Source organism: Sorangium sp. So ce321 (genome assembly GCF_051530195.1).
Classification (GTDB): domain Bacteria; phylum Myxococcota_A; class Polyangia; order Polyangiales; family Polyangiaceae; genus Sorangium.
Map to the genome: position 1 here is coordinate 6472199 of NZ_CP150329.1, position 26853 is coordinate 6499051.

24 protein-coding genes are annotated in these 26853 nt (G+C 72.2%); 9 read left to right on the forward strand and 15 right to left on the reverse strand.

The genetic code is table 11. The annotated features are described in order from the left end of the window. Window positions 1–516 precede the first annotated feature (516 nt). Both WME89_RS23865 and def read left to right on the forward strand, forming a co-directional pair. Entirely contained in the window at window positions 517–2595 is a 2079-nt protein-coding gene (locus WME89_RS23865; protein WP_438011403.1) for an ATPase, T2SS/T4P/T4SS family, read from the forward strand. 51 nt (window positions 2596–2646) lie between these two features. Continuing rightward, a complete protein-coding gene (gene def / locus WME89_RS23870; protein ID WP_437517130.1) occupies window positions 2647–3159 on the forward strand; it encodes a peptide deformylase in 513 nt (170 codons plus the stop codon). 55 nt (window positions 3160–3214) lie between these two features. On the opposite strand, the gene ribD is transcribed toward def, so the two are convergent. From ribD to WME89_RS23915, 9 genes are all read right to left on the reverse strand, one after another. Then, window positions 3215–4360, reverse strand: coding sequence for a bifunctional diaminohydroxyphosphoribosylaminopyrimidine deaminase/5-amino-6-(5-phosphoribosylamino)uracil reductase RibD (ribD, locus tag WME89_RS23875; RefSeq protein WP_438011404.1), 1146 nt, complete (start codon window positions 4358–4360; stop codon window positions 3215–3217). Between the two features lie 16 nt (window positions 4361–4376). Further along, window positions 4377–4838: a transcriptional regulator NrdR gene (nrdR, locus tag WME89_RS23880; protein WP_438011405.1), complete on the reverse strand. Its 462-nt coding sequence runs from the start codon at window positions 4836–4838 to the stop codon at window positions 4377–4379. Window positions 4839–4862: 24 nt separating this feature from the next. Beyond that, a complete protein-coding gene (gene fabF / locus WME89_RS23885; RefSeq protein ID WP_438011406.1) occupies window positions 4863–6110 on the reverse strand; it encodes a beta-ketoacyl-ACP synthase II in 1248 nt (415 codons plus the stop codon). 127 nt (window positions 6111–6237) lie between these two features. Beyond that, window positions 6238–6486: an acyl carrier protein gene (acpP, locus tag WME89_RS23890; RefSeq protein WP_437311640.1), complete on the reverse strand. Its 249-nt coding sequence runs from the start codon at window positions 6484–6486 to the stop codon at window positions 6238–6240. A gap of 152 nt (window positions 6487–6638) precedes the next feature. Then, window positions 6639–7385, reverse strand: a complete 747-nt coding sequence (locus tag WME89_RS23895) for a 3-oxoacyl-ACP reductase family protein (protein WP_437311641.1) — start codon at window positions 7383–7385, stop codon at window positions 6639–6641. Window positions 7386–7391: 6 nt separating this feature from the next. Continuing rightward, complete coding sequence (fabD, locus tag WME89_RS23900; RefSeq protein ID WP_438011407.1) at window positions 7392–8333, reverse strand: ACP S-malonyltransferase; 942 nt, start codon at window positions 8331–8333, stop codon at window positions 7392–7394. A 163-nt stretch (window positions 8334–8496) separates the two neighbouring features. Next, window positions 8497–9492 (reverse strand): beta-ketoacyl-ACP synthase III, encoded by a 996-nt coding sequence (locus WME89_RS23905; RefSeq protein ID WP_438011408.1) that lies wholly within the window; start codon window positions 9490–9492, stop codon window positions 8497–8499. A gap of 94 nt (window positions 9493–9586) precedes the next feature. Next, on the reverse strand, window positions 9587–9781 hold the full coding sequence (gene rpmF, locus WME89_RS23910; RefSeq protein WP_020736516.1) for a 50S ribosomal protein L32: 195 nt from the start codon (window positions 9779–9781) through the stop codon (window positions 9587–9589). A 4-nt stretch (window positions 9782–9785) separates the two neighbouring features. Further along, window positions 9786–10547: a YceD family protein gene (locus WME89_RS23915; RefSeq protein WP_438011409.1), complete on the reverse strand. Its 762-nt coding sequence runs from the start codon at window positions 10545–10547 to the stop codon at window positions 9786–9788. Window positions 10548–10790: 243 nt separating this feature from the next. Here WME89_RS23915 and WME89_RS23920 point away from each other — a divergent pair, with 243 nt between their 5' ends. The 7 genes from WME89_RS23920 (at window position 10791) to asnB (ending at window position 19406) form a co-directional block, all read left to right on the forward strand. Further along, complete coding sequence (locus WME89_RS23920; protein ID WP_438011410.1) at window positions 10791–12125, forward strand: hypothetical protein; 1335 nt, start codon at window positions 10791–10793, stop codon at window positions 12123–12125. A gap of 168 nt (window positions 12126–12293) precedes the next feature. Next, window positions 12294–12857 carry a bifunctional pyr operon transcriptional regulator/uracil phosphoribosyltransferase PyrR gene (gene pyrR / locus WME89_RS23925; RefSeq protein WP_437627548.1) on the forward strand — a complete coding sequence of 188 codons (564 nt, stop codon included), beginning with the start codon at window positions 12294–12296 and terminating at the stop codon, window positions 12855–12857. An 8-nt stretch (window positions 12858–12865) separates the two neighbouring features. Further along, on the forward strand, window positions 12866–13831 hold the full coding sequence (locus WME89_RS23930) for an aspartate carbamoyltransferase catalytic subunit (protein WP_437517153.1): 966 nt from the start codon (window positions 12866–12868) through the stop codon (window positions 13829–13831). A 267-nt stretch (window positions 13832–14098) separates the two neighbouring features. Next, window positions 14099–15073, forward strand: a complete 975-nt coding sequence (gene nadE, locus WME89_RS23935) for an NAD(+) synthase (protein ID WP_437627550.1) — start codon at window positions 14099–14101, stop codon at window positions 15071–15073. Window positions 15074–15519: 446 nt separating this feature from the next. Next, window positions 15520–15780, forward strand: a complete 261-nt coding sequence (locus WME89_RS23940) for an acyl carrier protein (RefSeq protein WP_020736522.1) — start codon at window positions 15520–15522, stop codon at window positions 15778–15780. Window positions 15781–15799: 19 nt separating this feature from the next. Then, the gene (locus WME89_RS23945) at window positions 15800–17389 is read left to right on the forward strand and encodes a class I adenylate-forming enzyme family protein (RefSeq protein WP_438011411.1); all 1590 of its coding nucleotides are present in this window, start codon (window positions 15800–15802) and stop codon (window positions 17387–17389) included. A gap of 1 nt (window position 17390) precedes the next feature. After that, window positions 17391–19406 (forward strand): asparagine synthase (glutamine-hydrolyzing), encoded by a 2016-nt coding sequence (asnB, locus tag WME89_RS23950; protein ID WP_438011412.1) that lies wholly within the window; start codon window positions 17391–17393, stop codon window positions 19404–19406. Window positions 19407–19452: 46 nt separating this feature from the next. On the opposite strand, the gene WME89_RS23955 is transcribed toward asnB, so the two are convergent. From WME89_RS23955 to WME89_RS23980, 6 genes are all read right to left on the reverse strand, one after another. Beyond that, on the reverse strand, window positions 19453–20634 hold the full coding sequence (locus tag WME89_RS23955; RefSeq protein WP_438011413.1) for a lipoprotein receptor: 1182 nt from the start codon (window positions 20632–20634) through the stop codon (window positions 19453–19455). Window positions 20635–20660: 26 nt separating this feature from the next. Continuing rightward, window positions 20661–21644 (reverse strand): hypothetical protein, encoded by a 984-nt coding sequence (locus tag WME89_RS23960; RefSeq protein ID WP_438011414.1) that lies wholly within the window; start codon window positions 21642–21644, stop codon window positions 20661–20663. A gap of 36 nt (window positions 21645–21680) precedes the next feature. Continuing rightward, entirely contained in the window at window positions 21681–23282 is a 1602-nt protein-coding gene (locus WME89_RS23965) for a serine/threonine-protein kinase (protein ID WP_438011415.1), read from the reverse strand. 257 nt (window positions 23283–23539) lie between these two features. Further along, window positions 23540–24922, reverse strand: a complete 1383-nt coding sequence (locus WME89_RS23970) for a tetratricopeptide repeat protein (RefSeq protein WP_438011416.1) — start codon at window positions 24920–24922, stop codon at window positions 23540–23542. 71 nt (window positions 24923–24993) lie between these two features. Next, a complete protein-coding gene (locus WME89_RS23975) occupies window positions 24994–25530 on the reverse strand; it encodes a hypothetical protein (protein WP_438011417.1) in 537 nt (178 codons plus the stop codon). 67 nt (window positions 25531–25597) lie between these two features. Then, window positions 25598–26584: a collagen-like protein gene (locus WME89_RS23980; protein ID WP_438011418.1), complete on the reverse strand. Its 987-nt coding sequence runs from the start codon at window positions 26582–26584 to the stop codon at window positions 25598–25600. Window positions 26585–26853: the final 269 nt, after the last annotated feature.

Genomic DNA, 26853 nt, shown 5'->3' on the forward strand with positions numbered 1-26853 from the left:
CCATGGTGGTCTCGTCACCTCACGCTGCGGGCCCCGCGCCTCGGGCGGCGACGCCGTCGCGGCCACCACGACAGCGCGCATGACTCGCGCGCTGCTCATCACGCGCCGCGCGCGGCGCGTCGGAGCGTCGATCGGCGCGGTGCGCTCCGGGAGCTCGGCGACCGCCTGCGTCGAGCGCTGCAGCAGGCTGCAGCAGAGCGGGCGGCCAGTCCGGGACGCCGTGCCCCTGCGGGAGGCGCCCGGCTGGCCCGGCGACGCACGACCCGCGAACGCGCGCCGACGTGCGCCGAGGTGCCGCCAGCGTCACAGCTCGGCGGCTCGATCTCCGGGATCGACGCGGCGCGCTCGTCGTGCGCCGCGCCTCCTGAGCGCGGCCGGCGCAGGCGTTGGCTCGGCCCGCTCGCCGCCCGGCAGCAGAAACGAAGGCATCTCGTTGACATGTCTGTTCGAGCTTGCTCGTATGGCGTGGCGAGGGCATCGGGTCTCACCTCCGCCCTGGCCCCGCGAGGCGACGAGATGTTCTCGGTGATCATCAGCGAGAAAGGGGGCGCGGAGCGCCGCGAAACCTTCGACCGGACAGAGATCAACGTCGGTCGCGTGCAGGGCAACGACCTGATGCTGCCGAAGGGCAACGTCTCGAAGCGGCACGCACGGCTGCTCTTCCGCGATGGGCGCTTCATCGTCACCGATCTCAAGAGCACGAACGGCACGTACGTCAACGGCCGGAAGATCGCGCAGGCGACGATCGTCCGCGAGGGCGACAAGATCTACATCGGCGACTTCGTGCTGCGGATCGAGACGGCCGCGGCCGGGACAGCGCCCCCGGACAGCACCGCTCCCCCGGTGCGCGCGGCGGAGGACATGCCCACCGGCGGCGACCCGGCGCACCTGCCCGATCGGGCCCCGCCGTCCGCCGAGAAGGGGCTGCACCGGTCAGCGCCGCTGCCGCTGATCAACGAGAAGGGCGAGCCGTCGCGCACCAGCCAGGGCGTGATCAGCCACTTCCCGCTCGAGAACGATCCGGACGAGTCCGTCGACGCGGGCGCGCTGGTCCCCGGTCCGCCGCGCATCCCCTCGCCTCGCCCGCCCGTCGCGCCGGGGGCGAGCGGCGCGCTCGTCCCACCGCTGCCGGTCTCGCCGCCGGCGACGCCCAACGCGCCGCCGCCGCGCGATGGTCGCGGCGCTCCCCCGGGCAACCCGACCACGCAGATGGTGCGCCCGTCGCCGACCGCGACCCCGCTGCCGGGGGTCCACCCGAGCGTGGTCCCGATCCCCAGCCGGCGAGCGATCCCGCCCGTCTCGGATCGGGTCGACCGCGGACAGGGCGACTCGGCGCAGGCCGTGGCGCACCGCAGGGCGCTCGGGCGCGTCCTGGAGCGGCTCGCCGACAAGGTCGACCTCACGCCGCTCGACAGCGGCGCGCCGCCGGACGCCGCGCTCGCCCAGCGGATCGAGCACGCCCTCGCCGAGAGCGCGGAGGCGACGCGGGCAGCGGGCGAGCTTCCCCCCGAGGTGGACGCCGAGGCGCTCGTCGCCGACGCGCAGCGGGAGCTCTTCACGCTGGGTCCGCTCGATCGCCTGCTCGACGACACCGAGGTGAGCGAGATCCAGGTGTTCCGCCACGACCACGTGATCGCGATGCACGGGCGCCGTCGCGTCATCGCGGAGGTCGGGTTCAGCAGCGAGCGGGCGGTAGACCGGGTGATCCGCCGGCTGTGCAGGATGGCCGGGCAGCCGCTCGAGGAGGGCGCGAGCTTCGTCGAGCGGCTCCTGCCGAGGGGCCGGCGGCTCTTCGCCGTGCTGCCGCCGGCCGCGACCTCCACGCTGGTGATCCGCAAGCCGCAGCGCCCCGACGTCACGCTGGAAGACCTGGTGCGCAACGGGACGATCTCGCGCGCGATGGCCGGCCTTCTCACCCAGTGCGTGCTCGGGCGCGGCAACCTCCTCGTCACGGGGACGCGCGACGCGGGGACGAGCTGGCTGCTCGGGGCGCTCGCGGCCGCGGCGCAGCCCGACGACCGGTTCGTCGTGCTCCAGGACGAGGACGAGCTGGTCCTCGATCAGCCCAACGCCCTGTCCATCGCGCTCGGCAGCACGACGGCCGAGCGGACGCGGGCGGTGCAGTCGGCCGCCCGCATCCGGCCGGAGCGGCTCGTGGTGAGCTCGTTCGCTGGCCACGTCGCGGCCGAGGTGGTGGACGCCATCGGCGGCGGCATGGACGGCGTGCTCGCGGCCGCGCGGGCGCCGACGCTGCGGCAGGCCGTGACGCGGCTCCCCGCCGACATCGCCGCGACCCGCCCGGGCATCACGCCGGAGACCGCGCGCGAGTGGCTGGCGTCATCGTTCGACCTGGCGATCGAGATCGCGCTGCTCCGCGACGGCCGCCACCGGGTGCTCCGCATCGCGGAGCTCGCCGTCGAGAACGGGCAGATCGCCATTCGCGACGTCTTCACGTTCGTGGTCGAGCGGACAGCCGCGGGCGGCGCGCTCGAGGGGACCTTCCACGCCTCCGGGCTGGTGCCGGACATCGTGGAAGATCTTCAGTCCCGCGGGGTCACCGTCGACACCTCGACCTCGTTCCGGCGCAACCGCTAGCACATCTTGACGGGCGCCGGCCTGGAACGGAGGTTATGCTGTTGAGCAGCCATGGCCATCCGCACCATCCTCCACTATCCCGATCCGCGCCTGCGGCAGAAGGCGCAGCCGGTCGGGGACATCACGCCCGAGATCGTGAAGCTTATCGACGACATGGCCGAGACCATGTACGCCGCGCCCGGCGTCGGCCTGGCGGCCACGCAGATCGGGGAGCCACACCGCATCTTCCTCGTTGACATCGCCGCCGACAACGAGCCGAGCAACCTCCTCGTGTTCATCAACCCGGAGATCGTGCGGCAAGAGGGGCAGCAGACCGGCCCCGAAGGGTGCCTGTCGTTCCCCGGCATCAGCGAGGACATCAAGCGCGCCGGGCACGTCAACGTCCGCGCCCGCGGGCGAGACGGCGCGACGTTCGAGATCGCGGCCGACGGCCTGCTCGCCGTGGCCATCCAGCACGAGCTCGATCACCTCGACGGCGTGCTGATGATCGACCGGATGGGCACGCTGAAGAAGCGCATCGTCCAGCGGAAGATGCAGAAGCGCGGCGCCGAGGCGGCGGGCTGAGCCACGCAGGTCCCGGCCCGCTCCGCGCGGGTCGCGGTCCGCGTGGGCAGACCGGTCAGCTGCGCGCCGGGAAGGCGAGCGAGCCGCTGACGTACGCGTCGCGGCCGCAGAGCTCCCAGCGCGGATCGACGATCCGGGGCGCGTCGCCCGGCGTGTCCGGGCCGGCCCAGTCGACCGCGCCCGGTCGGCCGCGGGGGCCGAGCAGGATGGGGGCGACGAAGGCGTGCAGCTCGTCGGGCAGCCGCGACGCGAGCAGGCTGCCGGCGAGCTCGGCGCCGCCCTCGACGAGGATGGAAACGATCCCCTGGGAGGCGCAGAGGCGCATCGCGGCGGTCACGTCGACCCGCCCCTCCGCGGAGGTCGGCGCGCGCAGGACGACGCAGCCGGCGTCGACGAGCACCTGCTCTGCCGCCTCGGGCGCGTCGGCGCCCGTGAGCACCCAGGTCGGCACCTCCCGCGCTGTCTGCGCCAGGCGCGTGTGGAGCGGCAGCCGGAGCCGCGTGTCGAAGACGAGCCGGATGGGCGTCCGCCCCCCCGGCGTGAGCCCGGGCTCGCGCAGCGTGAGCCGGGGATCGTCGGCGAGCGCGGTGCCGATGCCGATCGCCACCGCGTCGTGCCGCGAGCGCAGCTCCTGCACCTTCGCGCGCGCCTCCGGGCCGGTGACCCACTTCGATGCACCCGTGCGGGTCGCGATGCGGCCGTCGAGCGACAGGGCGAGCTTGAGCGCGATGTGGGGGATGCCCGTCGTGACGAACTTGGTCCAGGGCCCGATCAGCGCGCGCGCGTCGGCGCCGGCGACGCCGATCTCGACGGCGAGCCCGGCGTCGCTGAGGCGCTGCGCCCCGCCGCCGACCACGGACGGGTTCGGATCGGGCGCGCCGATGACGACCCGCTTGATGCCGGCGCTCAGCACCGCGTCCACGCAGGGCGGCGTGCGCCCCTCGTGGTTGCAGGGCTCGAGCGTCACGTAGAGCGTCCCGCCGCGCGCCACGTCCCCTGCCATCGCGAGCGCCAGCCCCTCGGCGTGCTCCTCGCCCGCGCGCGCGTGGTGCGCGACGGCGACGACCTCGCCCGCGGTGTTCACGACCACCGCGCCGACCGGGGGGTTCGGCGACGGCATCGCCTTGTGCGCCTCCTCGATGGCGAGGCGCATCATCGCGGCGTCGAACTCGGGATCGGGGTTAGGGAGCTTCGCGGACATCGAAGTGCCGGATCTACTAGGGCGCCTTGGCCTTCACAAGCTTGCCAAGCTCGGCCATGAACTGGTCGATATCCCGAAAGGAGCGATAGACGCTGGCGAACCGGACATAGGCGACCTCATCGAGGCTGCGCAGGTGGTTCATCACCCGCTCGCCGAGCTCGGTCGACAAGATCTCCCGCCGCTCGGACTCCTGCGCCTCCCGCTCGATCGCGTCGGCGATACCCTCGATCTGGTCGATGGACACGGGCCGCTTGTTGCAGGCGATCCGGAGCCCCCGCACGAGCTTCTGGCGATCGAAAGGCTCGCGCCGGCCGTCCTTCTTGACGACGGTCGGCAGGATGTCCTCGACGCGCTCGTAGGTCGTGAACCTCCGCTCGCACGAGGCGCACTCGCGCCGGCGCCGGATCACCTCGCCTGCGCCGCCAGCGCGGGAGTCGATGACCCGGTCTTCAAGGTGACCGCAAAATGGGCACTTCATCGAGCCATCCGGCGCGGCGCGCGATCAGCCCTCGAACTGGGAGAGCACGAGCGACACGTTCGTCCCGCCGAAGCCGAAGGAGTTCGACATCACGTGCTTCAAGGGGCGCTTGCGCGAGGTGAACGGCACGTAGTCGAGGGTCGTGCACTCGGGATCGGGATCGTCCAGGTTGAGCGTCGGCGGCACCGCGCCGTCGCGCAGCGCGAGGGCGCAGATCGCCGCCTCGACGCCGCCAGCGCCCCCGAGCAGGTGGCCCATCGCCGACTTGGTGGAGCTCACCCAGAGGCGCTTCGACGCCGCGTGGTCGCCGAAGATCTTGAGGATCGCGCGGGTCTCCTCGATGTCGCCCTGCGGCGTCGAGGTGCCGTGCGCGTTGATGTAGTCGATCGCATCCGGCGCGAGCCTCGCGTCATCGAGCGCCATCTTCATCGCGCGCTGCGCCCCGGCGCCCTCAGGCGCCGGCTTCGTGATGTGGTACGCGTCGCACGAGGCGCCGTACCCCACGACCTCGGCGTAGATCTTCGCGCCGCGCTTCCTCGCGTGGGAGAGCGACTCGAGCAGCAGCGACCCGGCGCCCTCGGAGCAGACGAAGCCGTCTCGCCCCTTGTCCCAGGGGCGGCTCGCCCGCTGCGGCTCCTCGTTGCGCCGCGAGAGCGCGAACATCGCGCAGAACCCGCCGATGCCGAGGCCGGTGATCGTCGCCTCCGCGCCGCCCGTGAGCATGATCTGCGAGCGTCCACGGCGGATCCACTCGAACGCCTCGCCGAGCGAGTGCGCGCTCGACGAGCATGCGCTCGTGTTGCAGTAGCTCGGGCCCCGCAGGTCGAGCGACAGCGCCACCTGCCCCGCGGCGAGGTTGGCGATGACCGTCGGGATGAAGTAGGGGCTGACCTTGTGGGGGCCCTTCTCGGCCAGCGTGATCGAGTGCTGGTACAGGAACTCGAGGCCGCCGAGGCCGACGCCGATGAACGTGCCGCACTGATCGCGGTCCTCCTCGGTGAGCTCGATCCCCGCGTCCTTGATGCACATCTGCGAAGCGGCGACAGACAGATGGGCGAAGCGGCCCATCTCCTTCACCCTCTTCTTGGCGATGTAGTCCTCCGCCGCGAAGCCCTTCACCTCGCCGGCGAAGCGGGTGGGAAAGGTGCTCGCGTCGAAGAGGGTAATCGGTCCGATACCGGACTGGCCATCCAGCAAAGATTGCCAGGTGGCCTGCGTCCCGATGCCGTTGGGCGTGACGAGCCCGATGCCGGTAATGACAACGCGTTCCATGGCTCTTTTTGCCCTAGCGCCACCACAGAGGTGACAACACGTGTTTCAACGAAGAGCAGGCCCTTCGCTGGCCCACGCGCCATCACACCTCCATGGTGACGCCGCGTCCGGTAGGGCGGTAGGGACGCTACTTCTTGGTATGTCCTTCGATGTAGCTGATCGCATCCTGGACAGACCGGATCTTCTCCGTGTCCTCGTCCGGAATGTCGATCTCGAACGCCTCCTCGAACGCGAGGACAAGCTCCACCAGGCCCAGCGAATCGGCGCCCAGATCGTCGATGAACGTCGCTTCAGGCTTGATGTCCTTCTCGTCGACGTCGAGCTGCTCCTTGATGATTCGCTTTACTTCGGCCGTGATGTCGCGACCTTCAGCCATGGTATTCCTCCCGGGAAAACGGACCCCCTAGTAGCCCATCGCCATCAGCGTTGCATCATCGAATTACCAGCGGCCGCTTTTTTCGTGAGCGCCGCGTTTGGCGTCACGTTTGCCGCCGACGCCCGGATGCCGGGGTGCGCGGGCCAGCGCGCTCAGACGTACATGCCGCCGTTGACGCGCAGCGTCTGGCCCGTCACGTAGCCCGCCTCGTCGGAGCATAGGAATGCGATCGCCGAAGCGACCTCCTCCGGTCGTCCCGTACGCCCGAGCGGGACCATCTTGGTCAGCCCCTCTTTCATCTCAGCGCTGATCGTCGTGGTCATGTCGGTGTCGATGAAGCCGGGCGCCACGGCGTTGACGGTGATGCCCCGCCCCGCGTACTCGCGGGCGAGCGTCTTCGTCACGCCGAGCAGGGCCGCCTTCGTCGCGGCGTACGCCGCCTGGCCCACGTTGCCCATCTCCCCCACGACGCTGGAGAGGAAGACGATACGGCCCGTGCGCGCGCGCATCATGACCTTGGTCGCCGCCCGGGCGCACGCGAGCGAGCCCTTCACGTTCACGGCGAAGAGGCGATCGAGGTCCTCCTCCTTGATCCGCAGGAGCAGGCCGTCGATCGCGATCCCCGCGTTCGCGACCAGGATGTCGAGCCGACCGAGCCGCTTGGCGACGTCGGCGATGGCGCCCTCGGTCGCCTGCATGTCGGCGACGTCGAAGCCGAGCGCCTCGGCCTTGCCGCCGCGCGCGGTGATCGCCTCGACGAGCGAGCGCGCCTCGGCCTCTCCGCGCACGTAGTTGACGACGACGTGCGCGCCCTGCGCCGCCAGGGCCTCCGACGCAGCCCGCCCGATCCCTCGCGATCCGCCCGTGACGATCGCGACTTTGCCCGTAAGGTCGAACATCGATGCCTATGCCTCCGAAAGGAACGCGCTCACGCGCTCTATCCCCGCCATGTCGCTCACGCTGAGCACCTTGATCTGCTTCGTGATCCGCTTGACCAGCCCGGCGAGCACCTTGCCAGGCCCGATCTCCAGGGCGTGCGTGACGCCGTCCTCCGCCATGCGCTCGATCGTGCGCATCCACTGGACGGTCCCGTCGACCTGCCGCAGGAGGAGCGAGCGCGCCCGCTCCGGATCGGAGTTCGGCGCGGCGTCGACGTTCGCGATCACCGGGAAGGCGAGCGGCCTCAGCTGTGTGCGCTCGAGCTCGGGGCGCAGGCGCTCGGCCGCCGGCCGCATCAGCGCGCAGTGGAAGGGAGCGCTCACCTTGAGGGGGATGGCCTTGCCCCCGCGGGCGACGGCGAGCTCGCCCGCCCGCGCGACCGCGCGGCTGTGGCCGGCGATCACGGTCTGCCCCGGACCATTGAAGTTCGCCGGCGCGACCACCTCGCCCTGCGCCGCCTCCGCGCAGATCGCGAGCACCACGTCCTGATCGAGCGCGACGATCGCCGCCATGGCCCCCTCGCCCGCCGGCACGGCCTCCTGCATCGCGGCGCCGCGGATCCGGCAGAGCTTCACCGCCTCTTCGATCTCGAGCGCCCCGGCAGCGACGAGCGCGCTGTACTCGCCGAGCGAGTGGCCGGCCGCGTAGAGCGGCGGCTCGAGGTTGGGCAGCTGCTCGATGAGCGCCGCGGCCACGGCACAGCTCGTGGCGACGAGGGCCGGCTGGGTGTTGCTCGTGCGCGTCAGCTCCTCGATCGGCCCCTCGAAGCAGAGCCGGGAGATCGGCTCGCCGAGCGCGGCGTCCGCTCGCGCGAACGCGCCGCGCGCCGCCGGCGAGACCTCCGCGAGGGACTTGCCCATCCCCACCTCTTGCGCCCCTTGCCCTGGAAACAGCCAAGCGATTTTCACGTTTGCCCTCACTTCCAAGCGGAGGAAGCGGACGCCGTCCGTCCTCGAGCTACGTCACGAGGCGGGCGCGCCGCCGAGCCTCGCCCCTGCTGGAGCGCCCGGCGAGCTCAGCCGCCGCGACGCGCAGATCTCGACCCAACGCCGACGCGACCGCATGGCCCGCTCACATCCGGACGACGGACGCGCCCCAGGAGATGCCGGCGCCGAGCGCGCAGAACAGGACGTTGTGACCCGGCTTGATGCGCCCGTCGCGGACCGCCTCGTCGAGGGCGATGGGGATGGAGGCGCTCGAGGTGTTGCCGTACTCCTCGATGTTGAGCACGAACCTCTCCAGGGGGAGGTTGAGCCGCCCGGCGACCTGGCTGATGATCCGCAGGTTCGCCTGGTGAGCGACGACCCAGTCGAGATCGGCGGCCGTCATGCCCGCCGTGTCGAGCGCGATCAGCGAGGCGCTGGAGAGGTTCTTCACGGCGACCTTGAAGATGTCCTGCCCCACCATGTGGACCTTGTTGCGGTTCTGCTCGAGGCCCTCGGCGGTGAGCGGCTCGGCCGTGCCGCCGCCCGGGATGACAAGCGAGTTCGCGAGCCCGCCGTCGCTGAAGATCCGCGTCGAGATGATGCCCCTGCCGTCGCCGGACGCAGGCCCGAGCACGACCGCGCCCGCGCCGTCGCCGAACAGGACGCACGTCGTGCGATCCTTCCAGTTCAGGATGCGGGAGAGCAGCTCGACGCCGATCACGAGGACGTGCCGGGCGACGCCGTTGGAGATGAACTGATCGGCGATCGTGAGCCCGTAGACGAAGCCGGCGCAGGCCGCCGAGATGTCGAACGAGGGGATCTCCTCGGCGCCGAGCTTCCGCTGCACGTGCACCGCGCACGCGGGCATCGGGGTGTCGCCGCTGATCGTCCCGACGATGATCATGTCGAGGTCAGCCGCGGAGAGCCCCGCGGCCTCGAGCGCCGAGCGGCCGGCGGCGGACGCCATGTCGCTCGTGAGCTCCCCCTCGGCGGCGACATGACGGCGGCGGATCCCCGTCCGCTCGCTGATCCAGCTGTCGGAGGTGTCGACGATCTTCTCGAGATCGGTGTTGTGCAGGACGCGGGCGGGTGCGTAGCTGCCCGTCCCGAGGATGCGGCTCCGCGGCCGCGCGGTGATCATGCGACGGGCCCTCGCGCGACAGCGCGCGCGGGCGTCGCGCCCGGGTGCGCGGGCGCAGCGTTCGCCCGCGTCGGCGTCCGCGCACCCGTCCCGGTCATGTGGCCGCGGTCGCCTTGGTCGCCTTCGCCTTGCGCCCGTTGTAGTGCCCGCAGGCGCCACAGGCGCGGTGCGGGAGCCGGGCTTCCCCGCAGTTCTCGCAGGAGACGAGCTGGACGGGGGTCACCTTGTCGTGGTTGGCGCGCCGCATGTCGCGCTTGCTGGGGGTGGTTTTCCTCTTGGGGACGGCCACGGAGCTACTCCTTCTTGGTCTTCTTCTTCGATGTCCCGGCGTTGGCCGGGGAGGCTGAGGCAGGTTGCTCGCGCTTGTCAGAGGCGCTGGGCTTCTGTCCGAGCTTCTCTCGGAGCGCGCTGAGCGGCGCGAGCCGCGGGTCGAGGCCGGGAGCGGCCTCGTCCTCCTCCACCGCCCCGCTGACGAGGGTCGAGGAGCCGCCTTCGCGGTCCTCTCGGGACGCGGCAGGACCGATACCCGGGCAAGCTTCCGAGCACAAGGGGAAGTTCGGCATCTCGAGGAGAATGGCCTCCCGGATGAAGGGATCGAGCACCACCGTCTCGCCGTCGTACGTGTCGACGTCGGCCTCCTCGGCCGTGAACTCGTACTCGGCCTCCTTGACCTTGGGCTCTGTCTTCACCGCCCCGTTGCGCCCCCCGTCCTTCACCGCCCCGTTTCGCCCCCCGTCGTCGCGCCGGTGCCGGTGCCCCGGGCCGTGGGTCTCGGCCTTGGGGGCCGGGCGCAGGAAGAGCGAGAGCTCGGCGTCGACGTCCAGCGGCGCGGGCGAGAGGCACCGCGCGCACGGCGTGGCGACAGGCGCCTTGACGCGGCCGCGCACGACGATCTCGTTCCCCGTCCGCGAGAGGCGGGCGGAGAGATGGCCTGGCGCGCGCCCGGTGACGTCGGCGTCAGCGAGCTCTGCGTTCAGCCAGTCGGTCGGGACCGACACGTCCAGCGAGATGCCGGAGATGTCGATGTCATTGGCAGAGACGGCAAACTGGGACATGGGTTCCGGGCCAGTGAAAGCGGACCGTTTAGCGCGGGGTGCGTTGGCTCGCAAGACCGAGCGACGACGGCGGCGACCGCTTTTCTCCTCGGCGCGCGTCATTGGTCGTCGCTGGCGCGCGGCGCTGGGGACGGCGGACTCCGCTGCTCGGCCGCTCGCGGCCGGAGCGGCTGGGCCTCGGGGCCGGGTCGCCGCGCTCCGGGGCGACGTCGGCTCGGGGCTGCGTGGTAGCGTCGCCGGTGCATGGACCGCAGCGCCACGCCCGGGGCCCCGGCCGCGGGCGCCGCCGAACGGCGGCAGGAGTCGTCGGGAGAAGCACCGCGAGCGAGCCGGCGCGCGAGGATCGCGCTCGCCCTCTACGCGCTCGTGACGCTCGTCTACGCGCTCAGCTCCTCCCGCGAGATCTTCTCCGCCCACACGCCCTACAACCACTACGCGCTGCTCGCCGAGGCGTGGCTCCACGGCCGCCTCGATCTCGGCGGGCCGCCGCCTGCGTACGCCGGCGGCAACGACTTCGCCGTGCTCGGCGATCGCTACTACGTCAGCTTCCCCCCCTTCCCCGCGGTCCTCATCGCGCCGCTCGTGAAGCTCGCCGGCAGCGCCGAGCGCGTGCGCGATGGGCAGTTCTTCCTCGCGTTCGCCGGCGTCGGCCCGGCCGTCCTCTTCCTCGCCCTGGAGAAGCTCTCGGCATCGCGGCGCAGCCGCCGCACGGAGGCCGAGAACGTCGCGCTCGCGCTGCTCTTCGCGCTCGGGAGCGTCTACTGGTTCAGCGCGGTGCAAGGGACGGTGTGGTTCGCCGCGCACGTCGTCGGCGTCGCGCTCGCGTGCATCTATCTCTACTGCGCGCTCGACGCCGCCCACCCGATCGCGGCGGGCCTGGCCCTCGGCCTCGGCTTCGCGACGCGCACGCCGCTCGGCTTCGCCGCGCCGCTGTTCCTCTACGAGGCGCTCCGCGCGGGCCGCCCGGACGCGCGCTCCCTGCTGCGCCGGCTCGCGCTGTTCGCCGCGCCTGCCGCGCTCGTGCTGTCGGCGCTCCTCTGGCACAACCACGCGCGGTTCGGCGACGCGGCCGAGTTCGGGCACCGCTACCTCCACATCGCCTGGCGCGCGCGGATCGAGAAGTGGGGGCTCTTCTCGTACCACTACCTGCCGCGCAACCTCGCGGTGGTGCTCACGAGCTTGCCGTACACCCACGTGCAGGGCGCGCCTTTCCAGATCAACGCCCACGGGCTCGCGCTCTGGGTGACGACGCCGATCTACGCGTGGGCGCTGTGGCCCCGCCGCACGCCGCCCGTGTTCTGGGCGCTCGCCGCCACGGCGGCCGCTGTCGCGCTGCCGAGCCTCTTCTACCAGAACAGCGGCTGGATCCAGTTCGGCTACCGCTTCTCCAACGACTTCGCCCCGTTCCTCTTCGCCATGATCGCCGTCGGGAGCCGCCGCTTCGGCGTGCCGTTCTACGCCCTCGGCGCGGCCGCGATCGCCGTGAACGGCTTCGGCGCGCTCACGTTCCAGCGCGCGGGCCTCGAGCGGTTCTATTTCCTCGAGCGCACCCAGCGCGTCCTCCACCAGCCCGACTGAGCGCGCCGGCGCCGCCGCGCGGCCGCCGCGGCGCCGGCCGCGCTCCCTCCGCCGCGGCGCGCGGCGAGCGGAAGCGCGGCGCTCTCCCGCCGGCAGACGGGTGATCCGGCGGGCGACGCACGCGGCCCTTGGGCGCAGGGCGCCCGCCGTGCTAGCCCTCGCCGCGCCATGGAAGCTCTGCTCGACCCGGCCGCCATCGGGCGCGGCCTGCGGCGCGTCGCTCTCCAGATCGCCGAGCGCGGCCGCGGCGTGGACGATCTGGCGCTCATCGGGATCCGGCGGGGCGGCGAGCCGCTGGCCCGGCGGCTCGCGGCGCTGCTCCTCGAGATCGAGGGGCACGCGCCGCCGGTCGGCGCCGTCGACATCACGCTGTACCGCGACGACGCCGCGACCGCCCTGCCGAACCCGCGCATCGGCCCCAGCCACATCTCGTTCCCCGTCGACGGTCGGCGCATCGTGCTGATCGACGACGTGATATACACCGGCCGCACCATCCGCGCGGCGTTCGACGCGGTGCTCGATTACGGGCGACCGCAGCGGATCGAGCTTGTCGCGCTGGTCGATCGCGGCGGCAGGGAGCTGCCGATCCACCCTGATTACGTCGTCCGCGCGGTCGAGCTCGCCCCTGGGCAGCGCGTCGACGTCGTGGAGCGCGCGGGAGAGCTCTGGGCTCTCGTCACCCCCGCCGGCGCGAAGATCTCGGAGCCACCCTCTCCCCCGGAAGGGACGTAAGGCAGCGCATGAGGAGGATCTACCCGCACCGACACCTGCTCGGCATCGAGGGGCTCTCTCGACCCGAGATCGTGGCGCTCCTGGACGCGGCCGAGTCGCTCTTCGACGTCTCGCGGCGGAGCGTGCGCAAGGTGCCCACGCTCCGCGGCAAGACGGTCGTGAACCTGTTCTACGAGCCCTCGACGCGCACGCGGACGTCGTTCGAGCTCGCCGGCAAGCGGCTCAGCGCCGACGTCATCAACATCAGCGTCTCCACGTCGAGCGCCGTGAAGGGGGAGTCGCTCCTCGACACGGTGCAGAACCTCCAGGCGATGCAGCCGGACGTCCTCGTGATCCGGCACAGCGCGTCGGGCGCGCCGCACCACGTCGCCGCGCGCACGCGCGCCGCGGTGGTCAACGCGGGGGACGGCACGCACGAGCACCCGACGCAGGCGCTGCTCGACGCGTTCACGATCCGGCGCGCCAAGGGCCGGCTGGAGGGGCTGGAGGTCGCGATCTGCGGCGACATCGTCCACAGCCGCGTGGCGCGGTCGAACGCGCACCTGCTCACGACGATGGGCGCGCGGGTGCGCTTCGCCGGCCCGCGCACGCTCCTGCCGGTCGCGGGCGAGTCGCTCGGCGCGACCCTCTACGACCGGATCGAGCCCGCCCTCGAGGGGGCCGACGTGGTGATGATGCTGCGGGTCCAGCGCGAGCGGCTGAGCGGCAGCTTCCTCCCCAGCACGCGCGAGTACAGCCGCACCTTCGGGCTCAACCCGGCCCGGCTCGCGCTCGCCAAGCCGGACGCGATCGTGATGCACCCGGGGCCGATGAACCGCGGGGTGGAGATCGATCCGCGCATCGCGGACGGCAAGCAGAGCGTGATCCTCGACCAGGTCGAGGCCGGCGTCGCGGTCCGGATGGCCGTGCTCTGGGTGCTCGCCGCGGAGGCCAACGAGTTCTCCGCCACCGGCGAGCCGCGCCCCGCGCCCTGACGCGGCCGCGCTGGCGCCGCCGCGCGCGGCTAGGCTAGACGACCCACTCGCGCGGGGTGGAGGACGGCCCGCGCGGGCCTCCGCCGCTGCCTCCGCCGCTGACCAAGCGAGGCGCAGCTTCCGCGTAACAGCTTGTTTCCTCGGGGCTTCACGCCGCACATCGCCAGACGTCGCGCCCGGTCCGCGACGGCTCGCAGCGAACGGGGTTCCCTGACGCGCTCGGTTTTAATAGGCTGGTCCATCTTCTTGAAAGGGTGGATGCCAACCATGTTTTCGCGAGACGTCCTCAGGATCGATGCCCCGGCAGTAGCGCAAGAGATCGAGCAGGCCATCCGGGATCAGGTGTTCGGCGCGCTGCGGCGGCGCGGGGCCGTGGTCGGGATCTCGGGCGGGATCGACAGCTCCGTTGTCTCGACGCTGTGCGTCCGCGCGCTCGGCAAGGACAAGGTGCTCGGCCTGTTCATGCCCGAGCGCGACACCTCGGACGACGCGCTCCGGCTCGGCAAGCTGCTCGCCGAGGGGCTCGGCATCGAGGCGGTCATCGAGAACATCAAGCCCGCGTTGACCGGCCTCCGCTGCTACGAGCGGCAGGACGAGGCGATCCGGATGGTCTACCCGGACTACAACGAGAGCTGGAAGTTCAAGATCACGCTGCCCTCGATCCTCGAGAGCGACAGGCTCAACGTCTCGCAGCTGACCGCGCAGCCGCCCGGCGAGGAGCCGCGCGTGAAGCGGATGCCCCTGAACGCCTACCTGCAGCTCGTCGCCGCGACGAACTTCAAGCAGCGCATCCGCAAGATGATGGAGTACTACCACGCGGACAGGCTCAACTACGCCGTCGCCGGCACGCCGAACCTGCTCGAGTACGATCAGGGCTTCTTCGTGAAGCAGGGCGACGGCGCCGCGGACTTCAAGCCGATCGCGCACCTGTACAAGAGCCAGGTCTACGCGCTCGCCGAGTACATCGGCGTCCCCGCCGACATCCGCGGGCGCGCGCCGACGACCGACACGTTCTCGCTGCCGCAGGGGCAGGACGAGTTCTACTTCGCGCTCCCCTACGACAAGATGGACCTCTGCCTCTACGCCTACAACAACAAGGTCCCGGCCGCGGAGGCGGCGTCCGCCGTCGGCATCACGCCGGCGCAGGTCGAGCGCGTGTTCAAGGACATCGAGGCAAAGCGCCGGGTGGCGCAGTACCTCCACGCCCAGCCGCTGCTCGTCCGCGACCAGGGCCACGCCTGAGGCGCCGCGCGGGGAGCCGCCGTCGACGGCAGCGGTAGCGACAGCCGTCGACGCTGCCTCTCCCCGTGCGAAACCGAGCGGAAACAGCGCAGCTTCCTTTACGTCCTCGCGCCATCGGCGAAGCGGCGATGATGACGCGATGGGAAGGAAGCGCTTCCGCGAGAGCGCATCACGACCACGACGGACTCGGAAGGAGCTCGCGCCGAGCGGTGAAGACCGCGCGGAGGGGAAGATCGCGAGTCGCGGACTTCCCCTCCACGGCGCGCCGCCCGCGCGTCGTGCGTGACGCGAGCGGCGCGAGCGACACGACGGACGGCGCTCTGCGGCGTTCCGCGCGCGGAACGCCGCGGAACGCCGCAGAACGCCGCAGAACAACAGCGCAGATCGCTCCGCCGAGCACCCTCGACAGGAAAGCCTGGGGGGTGATAGACGTAGGAATTAACTCCATGAGCACTTCCAGCATCGAATCGACGATTCGCAACTTCCTGGTCACCTCGTTCGGATACAGGGGCGCCACCGCCGATCTCGGGGCCGAGGTCCCTTTGCTCGATCAGGGAATCCTGGATTCGACGGCCGTCCTCGAGATCGTCCAGTTCCTCGAGCAGGACCTTGGCATCCAGGTCGCCGACGAGGAGATGGTGCCGGAGAATTTCGGCTCGATCGCCCGGCTCGTGACCTACGTCAACGGCAAGAAGAGCAGCAACTAGCCCGGACACCGGGGGGCGCATGAGCACGCAGCACACCGCTCGTCGCGATCCGCGCTCGGATCGCTTCCTCATCGACTCGGGGCTGCGATCGTTCGCCGCTTCGCGCCCCGACCACGTCGCGCTGGTCTCGGAAGGGCGGCGGCTCACGTACCGCGAGCTCGACGCGCTCGCCGACCGCTGCGCCGCGCTCTTCCGCGAGGCGGGCGTGCACCGCGGCGACCGCGTGATGATCGCGCTCGACAACGGCGTCGACGCGGTCGTCGCCTACTACGGCACGCTCCGGGCCGACGGCGTGCCGTCGCTGCTCGGCACCGCGATGCGAGCGCGGCGCCTCGGCCAGGTCATGGAGCTCGCCGAGCCCCGCGTGCTCGTGGCGGCGCGCGGCATGCGCGACGGCCTCGCCGCCGTGGCCGAGCTCCCGCCCGGCGCGAGGCCGGCGGCGACGTTCCTGAGCGGCGCCGCGCCCCCGGCCGCGACGGGCGCCCCGCCCGACGGGCGCGACTTCCACGAGTCGCTGGCCAGCGCGCCCGGAGAGGCCCCCGAGCGCCGCGCGATCGAGCTGGATCTGGCGACGCTCTGCTGGACGAGCGGCAGCACGGGCGAGTCGAAGGGGGTCATGCTGACCCACCAGAACCTCCGCAACAGCACCGCGGCGATCGGCGCGTACCTCGAGCACACGGCGGACGACGTGATCCTCTGCGTGCTGCCCCTGTCGCACACCTACGGGCTCTTCCAGCTGCTCGTGACGCACACGTTCGGCGGGACCGTCGTGCTCGAGAAGGGCTTCTCCATGCCCTGGCCCATCGTCCAGAAGCTGGCCGACGAGCGCGCCACCGGCTTCGCCGGCGTGCCGACGATCTTCGCCTCGATGCTCTCGCTCAAGAACTTCGCGAAGGCCGATCTCTCGGCCCTCCGGTACATGACGAACGCCGCCTACGGGCTCCCGGCGCCGCAGCTCCTGCGCCTGCGCGAGCTCCTGCCCAACGTCGCCTTCTTCGCGATGTACGGCCAGACCGAGTGCACGCGCGTCTGCTACCTGCCGCCCTCCCTGGCGTTCGAGCGGCCGTCCTCCGTGGGCATCGCGATGCCGAACGAGGAGCTCTGGATCGAGCGAGAGGACGGCACGCGGGCCGAGCCGGGCGAGGTGGGCGAGCTCGTCGTGCGCGGGCCGAACGTGATGCGCGGCTACTGGAAGAACCCCGACGCCACCGCGCGCGCGCTCCGGCCCGGGCCCCTCCCCGGCGAGGTGGTGCTCCACACCGGGGACCTCTTCAAGATGGATGAGGATCGGTACCTCTACTTCGTCGCGCGCAAGGACGACATCATCAAGACCCGCGGCGAGAAGGTGAGCCCCCTCGAGGTCGAGTCCGTGATCTGCAAGGTGCCCGGCGTCGTCGAGGCGGCGGTCGTCGGCGTGCCGGATCAGGTGCTCGGCGTCGCGGTGAAGGCCGCCATCGTGAAGGCCCCCGACGCCGCGGTGACCGCCGACGACGTCCGCAAGAAGGTGCGGTCCGAGCTCGACGAGGTCGCCGTGCCCAAGTTCGTCGAGTTCATGGATGCGCTCCCCAAGACGGCGAGCGGCAAAGTCAAGAAGAGCGAGCTCATCTGATATGTGCGGTATCGCCGGCCTGATCAACCTACGCACCGACGCGCCGAACCCCGATCGCGAGCTCGCCCTCCGGATGGCGCGGGCGCTGCGCCACCGGGGCCCTGACGGCTTCGGCATCTACCGCGATCGCCACGTCGCGCTCGCCCATGCCCGCCTGTCGATCATCGACCTCGACGGCGGCTGGCAGCCGATGGCCAACGCCGAGGAGACGCTCTGGGTCTGCTTCAACGGCGAGATCTTCAACTACATCGAGCTCCGCGAGGAGCTCACGGCGAAGGGCCACCACTTCCGGACGAAGAGCGACACCGAGGCGCTGATCCACGCCTACGCCGAGTACGGCGAGGCCATGGTCGACCGGCTGAACGGCCAGTGGGCGTTCGTCCTCTGGGACGTCAAGCGGAGGCGCGCGTTCTTCTCGCGCGACCGCGTCGGCATCAACCCGCTCTTCTGGACGGTCCACCGCGGCGTCCTCCGGTTCGCCAGCGAGGTGAAGTCGCTCTTCCAGGACCCGACGATCCCGCGCGCGATCTCCCGCGACGGCCTCGACGAGGCCCTGACCTTCTGGGCGCCGGTCGCCCCGCTGACGCCGTACGAGGCCATCCAGCAGATCCCGCCGGGCGCGGTGGCGACGCTCGACCTCGATCGCGACGTGGCGCCGCGCGTCTCGGTGCGCTTCCGCCCCGAGTTCCCGGTCGAGCGCGCGCCGGCCGGCGACGAGGCGCCGCTCGTCTCCAGCGTGCGCGAGGCGGTCCGCGGCGGCTCGACGATCCGCCTGCGCGCCGACGTCCCCGTCGGCAGCTACCTGAGCGGCGGGCTCGACTCCACGATCGTCGCGGCGCTGATCGCCTCGAACCGCGACGTCCCGCTGCGCACGTTCTCGGTCGAGTTCGCCGACCGCGAGTTCGATGAGGCGCAGTACCAGCGCGCCGCCGTCGCGCACCTCGGCACGTCCCACGCCTCGATCCAGTGCGCCGACGCCGACATCGCCGGCGTCTTCCCGGATGTCGTCTATCACGCCGAGGCCCCGCTCCTGCGCACCGCCCCGGCGCCGCTCTTCATCCTGGCGCGCCTCGTGCGGCAGAGCGGCTACCGCGTGGTGCTGACCGGCGAGGGCGCCGACGAGTTCTTCGCCGGCTACGACATCTTCCGCGAGGACCGGGTCCGCCGCTTCTGGGCCCGCCACCCGGAAAGCAAGCTCCGGCCCCAGCTCCTCCTCCGGCTCTACCCCTACCTTCAGCGGTCGCCTGTCGCGCAGGTCGAGATGGCGAAGGCCTTCTTCGGGCGGAACCTCGCGAACACCGACGATCCGTTCTACTCCCACCGCCCGCGGTGGGACGCGACCAGCCGCATCAAGCTGATGCTCGACCCCGCGATGCGCGAGGGCGTCGGCGAGACAGCGGCCGCCGATCGCCTGAGGGAGCAGCTGCCCGGCGACTTCATGCGCTGGACGCCGCTCGCGCGCGCGCAGTACCTGGAGATCACGACGCTGCTCTCCGGCTACCTGCTCTCCTCGCAGGGCGAGCGCATGATGATGGCGAACTCGGTCGAGGGCCGCTTCCCGTTCCTCGATCCCAACGTGATGGACGTGGCGGACGCGCTGCCAGACGCGCTCAAGCTGCGCACCCTCGACGAGAAGCACGTGCTGAAGCGCGCGATGGGCGATCTCCTGCCGCCGGGGGTGCTCGAGCGCAAGAAGCAGCCGTACCGCGCCCCCGTGGTGCAGCCGTTCTTCGGGAGCGGGACGCCGGACTACGTGGAGGCTTGCCTGTCGCCGGACGCCATCAAGGACGCGGGCATCTGGCAGGCGCAGCCCGTCGCGGGGCTCATCGCGAAGTGCCGCAGGACCGGCGGCAAATCGATGAGCAACACCGACGACATGGCGTTCTGCGCGATCCTCTCCACGCAGCTCATCGCGCGCGACATCATCCAGGGGGCGCGGGTCGTCTCGGCCGCCGACGACGCCTCGGGCCGGCTCGGCGTCGACGTCGATCGGCTGCGCGACGCCGCCGCGGGCTGAGCGCGCGCTCGACCACGCTGCGCGGGAGCGCCGGGGGCGCCGCCGGTCAGCGGCGCAGCTTGCGCACCGCGCCGTCGTTCTTCTCGTCGACCCAGTACACGTACTCGCCGTGCAGCGCGATCCCGCGCGGCGTCCCGCCTTCGTAGAGCACCTCTTGCCGCTCGGTGCCGTCCTTGCGCTTGCGCAGGACGCGGCTCGACCCCTGATCGGTCCAGTAGACGTAGGTGTCGTTGTCGTCCACGGCGATGCAGTCGGGGGACGGGTTCCTCACCTCATCGTCCTCGGCGGGCGTCCACAGGCGCATCGGGTTCCGCGGGCCGGTCTTCGACGCCCTCATCACGGCGGCCTGCTCGTTGCTCGCTGCCGTGCGCGGGCTGTTGGTCCAGTAGACGAAGTCCCGGTCGACGGCGATCGCGTACGGAAAGCGTTGATCGTCCGCCAGCCGGTCCGAGCCGCCGGTGTCCCGCGACGTCTTGTTCACCGTGCCGCGTTCGCTCCGATCGACCCAGTACACGAACTGCTCGTCGAGCGCGATGAGGTGCGGCGACGCGCCGTTGTCCTCGTGGAACTCGTCGTCCGGCCGACCGTCGGGCATCGTGATCCGGCCAATGGAGCTCCCGTCACCTGAAATGCCGATGCCGCCGGCGCGCTGCGCCCAGAACACATCTTTCTCGTCCGCCGCCACGCCAAGGGGGTCGTTGTCCGCGTCGAAGACCAACCTCGGCGGCGCTGCGCCGTCGCGATCCACCCGCATGATGTTCGTGTCGTTGAGGTTGGCCCAGAAGACGCCGTACTTGTTGACGGCGATCCCGTACGGCGCGTTCTGCTCGACGGCGAGCGGCGTGACCGGCCCGCCGAGGATCGACACCTTCTGCACGCTGCCGCCCTCGCCCTCGCCGGCCGTCCAGTAGACCTCGTCCTCGTAGATGGCGAGGAACTGCGCGTTCGGCGACCGCGGCGGCATCGGATACCCCCGCGCAATCTCGGTGGGCCCGCTGCAGACCCTCGCGTCGCAGGTACCGCCGTCCACGCACACCGCGCCGCACGCGCCGCAGTGCTGTGCGTCGCTGGTCAGGTCCACCTCGCAGCCCATCCCGTCGCCGTCGCAGTCGGCCGTGCCGGGCTGGCACCCGGAGGCCCCGCCCGACGAGCCCGCGCCGGCCTCGCCCACCGTGAAGTCCCCGAGCACGGTGGTGCATGCAGCGCTGGTCAGGGCAACGCTCAGCATCAAGACGACTCCGAACGCCTGGCGCATCAGAAACTCCCCTTTGCTCCCGCGGAGCCGAGCCCGATCACGGGCGTGATCGAGATCCCGGCGCGCTGCGGTGACCTCGGCGCGGTGAGGATGAGGAACGCCCCCGCGCCGACGCCCACCGCGCCGACAACGAACCCGATCGTCGAGAGGGTGCCCATCGCGTGGTAGCGGTCGACGTCGCCCTGCAGCGAGGCGTCGCACCGGCCGCCCGGGCAGCGCTCCGAGAGGTCGCTGTGCTTGCCCATCGCGAGCACCCCGCCCACGGCGCCGGCCGCGAGGCCGACGCCTCCGAGCCCCAGCGCGGCGATCCCCAGCACCGTGCGGCTGCTGCCGCTCGGAGCGACAGGGCTCCTGTCGGGCGCCGGCGCTGGCGGCGCAGGCGACGCGCTCGAGGGCGGCGGCGCGATCGGCTTGAGCACCAGCGCGACGGTCTCGCTGGCGCGCTCCGCGAGGGTGAGCTTCACCTCGACCGGAGCGAACCCCGCGGCCGACGCGCGGAAGGTGTGCTCGCCCGGATCGACCGGGCGCCTGACGCCGAGCGCGGCGCGCGGCACGGGCTCGCCGTCGATCGTGACGTCGGCGATGTCCGTCCCGCGCACCGAGATCAGCACCTGCGGGATCCGCGGCGCGAGCGCGTCGAGCTCCCGCTGAGCGGCCGCGATCGCCTCGAAGAACGGCTCTGGCGAGCGCTCCGGCGCCCCCTCGCGGAGGATGCGGTTGTAGGACTCCTGGGCCGCGATCCACCGGCCCATGCCCACCTGGGCGCGGGCGACGCCGAGCAGCAGCGTCGGCGCGTGGATGATGGCGTCGGCGCGCCCGAACCGGTCGAGCGCGGCGGAGAAATCCTTCCGGTCGAGGGCCTCTTGCCCCTCCACGGCGAGCGAGCGCGCGGTGGCGCGATCGGCGTCGGAGACCTGGGCGAGGGCGGCGGGCGCGCACGTCAGCGCGAGCAGCAAGGAAGCGATTCCGAGTCGACGAGCCATACGAGCGAGATCCGAGCGAGGTGCTGCGGGTGAACGTCAGATGCCGAAGTCGGTCGGCTTCGGCTTGCGGCGCACGGTACCCGATGGCGCGGTGGAACGCGGCCTCACCTGATGCGCGGGCTGCGCCGACGGCGCGCGAGGGCCGCCCGGGGCCGTCACGGCCGAGGCCGCTGGCGACGACGCCGGCGCGGCCGAGGGCCCCGCGGAAGCCGACGGCGCGGGCTCGCTCGCCGGCGCGGCGGCCGACACAACGGGCTCGGGCGCCCGCGGCGCGTCGGACGCCGACGCCGTGGCCTCCGGCTGCGCGAGCGGCTGAGCCGGGACGCCAGACCCGGTGCCGCGCAGGAGGAAGACCCCGGCGGCGACGAGGACGGCCGCGGCAGCCGCCGCAGCAACCGCGCGCCCGACGAAGGGTCGCCTGGTCGGAGGAGACACGACCGAGACGAGGGCGCTGGCAGTATGCGATCGCATCTGTCGACCCAACGCGCCCGACAGCGCCGACGCGCCCGCCGCGTCGCCGGGCGAGGCCACCGTGCGGCCGGGGCTCGGCGAGAGCCGCTCGCCCCCGGCGTCCGACGAAGCGACCAGCGTGGCCGCGTCGCCGAGCGACGGCACCGCGCTGTCCGGCCCCGTGTCGAGGAGCGTCGCGCCCTCCTGCGACCGCGGGGTGAACCCGAGCTCCACGGAGACGCGGTCGCCGGGCGCGCGGAACATGCCGGTGAGGCTCGTCCTCGGCTCGATGCTGTCGCTCGCGATGTCGAGGGCGAGCGCGAGCGCGTCGCAGAACTCCTTCGCGCTCTGGAAGCGGGCCTCCGGCTCGCGCGACGCGGCGCGGGCCCACCAGCCGTCGAAGCCGGGCGGCACCGGGGCGAGCTGCGACGGCACGGGCAGCGGCTTGACCATGATCTTGAGGAGCAGATCGCCGAAGGCCTGGCTGTCGAACGGGAGCTTGCCGGTCAGGCACTCGAACACGACGACGGCGAGCGACCAGAGGTCCGAGCGGTGATCGATGCTCTTGGTCCCCTGCGCCTGCTCAGGGCTCATGTACGCGGGCGTCCCGAGCAGCGAGCCGGTCTTCGTGTTGGAGGTGACCTTCGGCGTGCTGTCCTTGGCGATGCCGAAGTCGAGGACCTTGGCGATCTCCCGGTCGTCGTCCCGGACGAGGAAGATGTTGGCCGGCTTGAGGTCGCGGTGGACCAGGCCCGCCGCGTGCGCCTTCGTGAGGGCGCGCGCCACCTGCGCGGTGATCGCCATCGTGTCGTGCGGGTCGAGCCGCCCGACGCGCTGGATGCGATGGTCGAGGTCCTCCCCCTCGAGGTACTCCATCGCGATGTAAGGCGTACCCTTCCACACACCGTGGTCGAGGATCTGCACGACGTGCGGGCTACGGATCTGCGCCGCGACCTTCGCCTCTCGCTCGAAGCGGTGCCGCACCTCCTTCGAGACGCCCTGCGCGTGCATGAACTTGATCGCGCACGGGATGTCGAGGCCGATGTGCTGGGCGAGCCACACCGAACCCATCCCGCCTTGCCTCAGCGGACGCACCAGGCGAAAGCGATCGGCAACGGTGGTCCCCGCAGCGGGTGTCACGCAGCCTCCCAGACCTCCGGAATACCACAGGTCGCCGTCCAGGGTCACGTTCGCGCCTGGCAAAAGTGAACGGCCGGCTGACGCAGTTCGTCGGCGTCATCAGCGTCATCAGCGCGTAGGGCTGCCCGCGCGCGAGACGCGCGTCGGCCTGCCGGCGCGCGAGACGCGCGTCGGCCTGCCGGCGCGCGAGACGCGCGCCGGCCTGCCGGCGCGCGAGACGCGCGCCGATGGCTGCCCGCGCGCGGCTCGCGCGCCGATGGTTTCGCGCATCACGAATCCCTGGCGGGGCTCGCTGACGCGCGGACCTAGCGAGCGCCCGAGCTCGCGCCGGGCTCCTGCGCAGGCCGCCGCGCGCCGGACCGGGCCGGGGGCGAGCCGCCGTTGCTCGCGGCGCCGAGCGGCGTGCCCGTCGTGCGCGCGAGCTGGCTGCCGCGCGGATCGTCCGGGAAGGTCTCGAGGAACTTGCGCGCGTGGTGGCGCGACTCTTCGACGATGCCGGCGCGGAACGTCAGGAGCGCCAGGTTGTAGCGCGCCTCCGCGTTCCTCGGGTCGGCCTTCAGGGCGGCGAGGTAGCCCTGGCGCGCGCCGTTGTAGTCGCCGCGTTTGTCGGCGATGAGCGCGAGGTTGTAGAGCACCTCGGCGTCGGAGGGGTCCTGCTGGGCGAGCGGCGTGAGGCGCGCCTGCGCCCCGTCGAGATCCCCGGCCAGGATCGCGAGCGCCCCCGCGAGGAGCTGCGCCTTCCGGCCGGCGCCGGCCTCGATCGCGCGCTCTGCCTCGGCCCTGGCCTCCGCCAGGCGACCCGCGCGCTGGTGCGCGAGCGCGAGCGCGTAGAGGAGCCGCGACGGCTCGCCGCCCTGCTCCAGCGCGGCCCGCGCCTCCGCCTCCGCGCGCTCGGTGCGGCCGGCGACGGCGAGCGCCTCGGCCAGGACGGCGCGCGCGCCCTTCTGCTCCGGGCATCGCTCGAGCGCTGCCTCCGCGTCGCGGAGCGCAGCGCCGGCGTTGCGGGCGTGGAGCCTCGCCTCGGCGCGCAGCGCCAGGCACGCGCACGTGGCGGGCGCGGCGGAACCGGCGGGCTCGGGGGCGAGCGGGTGCATCTTCAGGCAGCGCGCGGCGACGCCGTCGAGCTCGTCCAGCTTGCGCTGCGCCAGGAGCGGCGTCGTGAGCTCGTCGACCGCGCGCAGGTGCGCTCCGTCGCGGCGCAGCGCCGCCCACCACATCGGCTCGCGCGAGCCGAGCAGGGACGACGCCCCGAGCACCTGGACGGAGCCGAGGCCGATCATGAGGATCGCGGCCCCCATCCGCCGGTGCTTGAAGCTCGAGCCGAGCCAGTGCTCCGCGGCGGCCGCGGCGAGCGTCGCGAGCGCCGCCCACAGCGGCACCGCGACGACGAAGACGCCCTGCGCGAGCGGCGCGCGGGGCCCGCGGTAGTAGAGCGTGGCCGCGAGCGCCGTGGCGATCGCGACCCACAGCAGCGCCGCCCCGTTCCTGGCGAGGCGCGTCTCCAGCCGCGCCGCGAACCACGCGGAGAGGCCGAGCGCCGCGGCGAGCGCGGCCGCCGAGAGCGAGCCCCAGAGGGCGAGCGCGCGCGGCGGCAGCGGCTCGGGCGAGAGCCACGTCGGCGCGACCGTGAGGACGACGAGGTGCAGCGCGCGGATCAGGTGCAGGGCGAGCTCAGCAAGCCAAGGCACGGGGTGACCTTAGCCCAGCGCCCATCGCGGACAAACGGTGGCGTCAGAACGCAGCTGCGGCGAGGGCGCGCTCACGGCAGGGTCAGCTCGACCTCGACGGCGACGCGCGCTCCGGGCGGCGGCACGCCGATCCCGAGCGGGATCATCCGGAGGCAGTGCGCGGCGTCGGGGCGGTCCATCCCTCGCACCTCGCTGATACCGCGGGCGATCTCCTTCCCGGACTCGTCGAAGGTCATGTTGAAGAGGTACCTGGCGCGCGCGGGCGTTGGGTTCTTCTTGAGCGAGGGTTCCCAGCACTGCTTCACGAAGAGCGGCCGCCGCGCCTCGAGCGCGCTGGCGGCGTCCGCCGCGACGCGTTCGTAGAGCTCGCTCGGCAGGGCGGACGACGGCGCTGCCGCCGCGGGGCGAGGTATCGGCTGCGACGGCGTCCCTGCCGATGCCGGCGCCTCCGCCGGTGCTGCCGGCGCCCGCGCCGACGCAGCCCGGGCCTCCGCGCTGGCCGGAGGGGGCGCGGAGGGCACCGGCTGCTGGAGACCGAAGTAGAGACCCGCGGCGATGATGAGGCTGCCGAGCAGGATCGCCGCCGGGGTCATCAGCTCCTTCTGCATGGTGGCATCGCTGTGGCAGGCGCCGCGCATCTTCAACAACGCGCGCGCATGTCCGCCCAGCCCGACCTTACTCCATGGTGACGACCGCGGACGTGTAGGAATAGTCGTTGTTGGTCCAGTAGCGGCTCTCCGACTTTCCGCAGAGACCGACGTTGTACTGGCCCGGGGGCAGCGAGAGCACGGCGTTCAGCCCCATGACGATGCTTGTGTTCGCCGGGACCCGCAGCGCGTAGATGCCAGTCCCGGCGCTGCTGATGTCCCCGAGCGGCGCGATCTGCTGGGAGCAGATCCAGAGAAAGAGCCCGTCCGCAGGGGACTCCTCGGCGCCGAGCACCTTGTTGGACACGACGACGACGCGCTGCCCGAGCGCGGTCACGCTCACTGTGGCGGGCGCCGCGAGGAACTGCAGCGATGGCCGCGGATCGGCGCCGGCGCCGGAGACGGAGGTGCTCGAGACGACGCCGGGCGGTCCTGGTGGACCGGCGGTCCCCTGCGCACCGGGCGGCCCCGCTGCGCCGGGCGGCCCGGCGGGACCGATCGGGCCGGACGGCCCCGGCGGGCCGGACGGCCCCGGCGCGCCCTGCAGCCCGACCGGCTCGCCGACCCACAGCCCGCTGCTGTCGATGACGAGACGTCCGGCGATGGACACGGAGTTCGGCGTGATGTCACCGGCGACATTGCTGGCCTGGAGCGCATACGGGACGCTCGCCACCCTGGCGCGCGGGCTCATCTCGGGGTCGTTCCCCACGGTGATCCCCAGGTAGCGCGCCGTGCCGTCGCGGACGGGCTTGTCGACGGGCGCGAGCTCGCCGAGATCGACCGAGAAATAGCCGTCGTCGAATGTGATCGTGTGGACCTCGCTCCAGATGGGCACGGGCGCGTCGAGCGCGTCGTAGAGCGCGAACACCACGTCGAGCGTGTCGTCGATGGGCTGACCTGCCGCGTTGAACAGGCGCCCCTGATGGGTGATCGTGAGGGGGACCGCTGCAGCAGCGGGACCGGCGAGCGCGGTCACCGCCGCAAGGACCGGCGCGTGGAGAATTCGTGCCTTCATCGCAAGCTCCCGTGGTTCGCCCTCGCGAGCCAGCGCCGGGGAGCGCCGGGGCGAGGCCGTACGTCGCCTGCGGAGCGATCGCGGCCGATGGCGCCGGAGGTCCAGAGGCGCAGCGCGTGCCCTGCCTCGATCTCGCGAAGAAGCAGCGCCTTCGATGCCAGCCCCCGAAGGGCGTTGCGATCGCGGCGCTGCCCCGCGGCGCGGGCAGGCGGCTCGGCCTCGCGGACAGCCCCGGGGTCGCTCGTCCGCGGGGCGAGAGCGTCCACGAC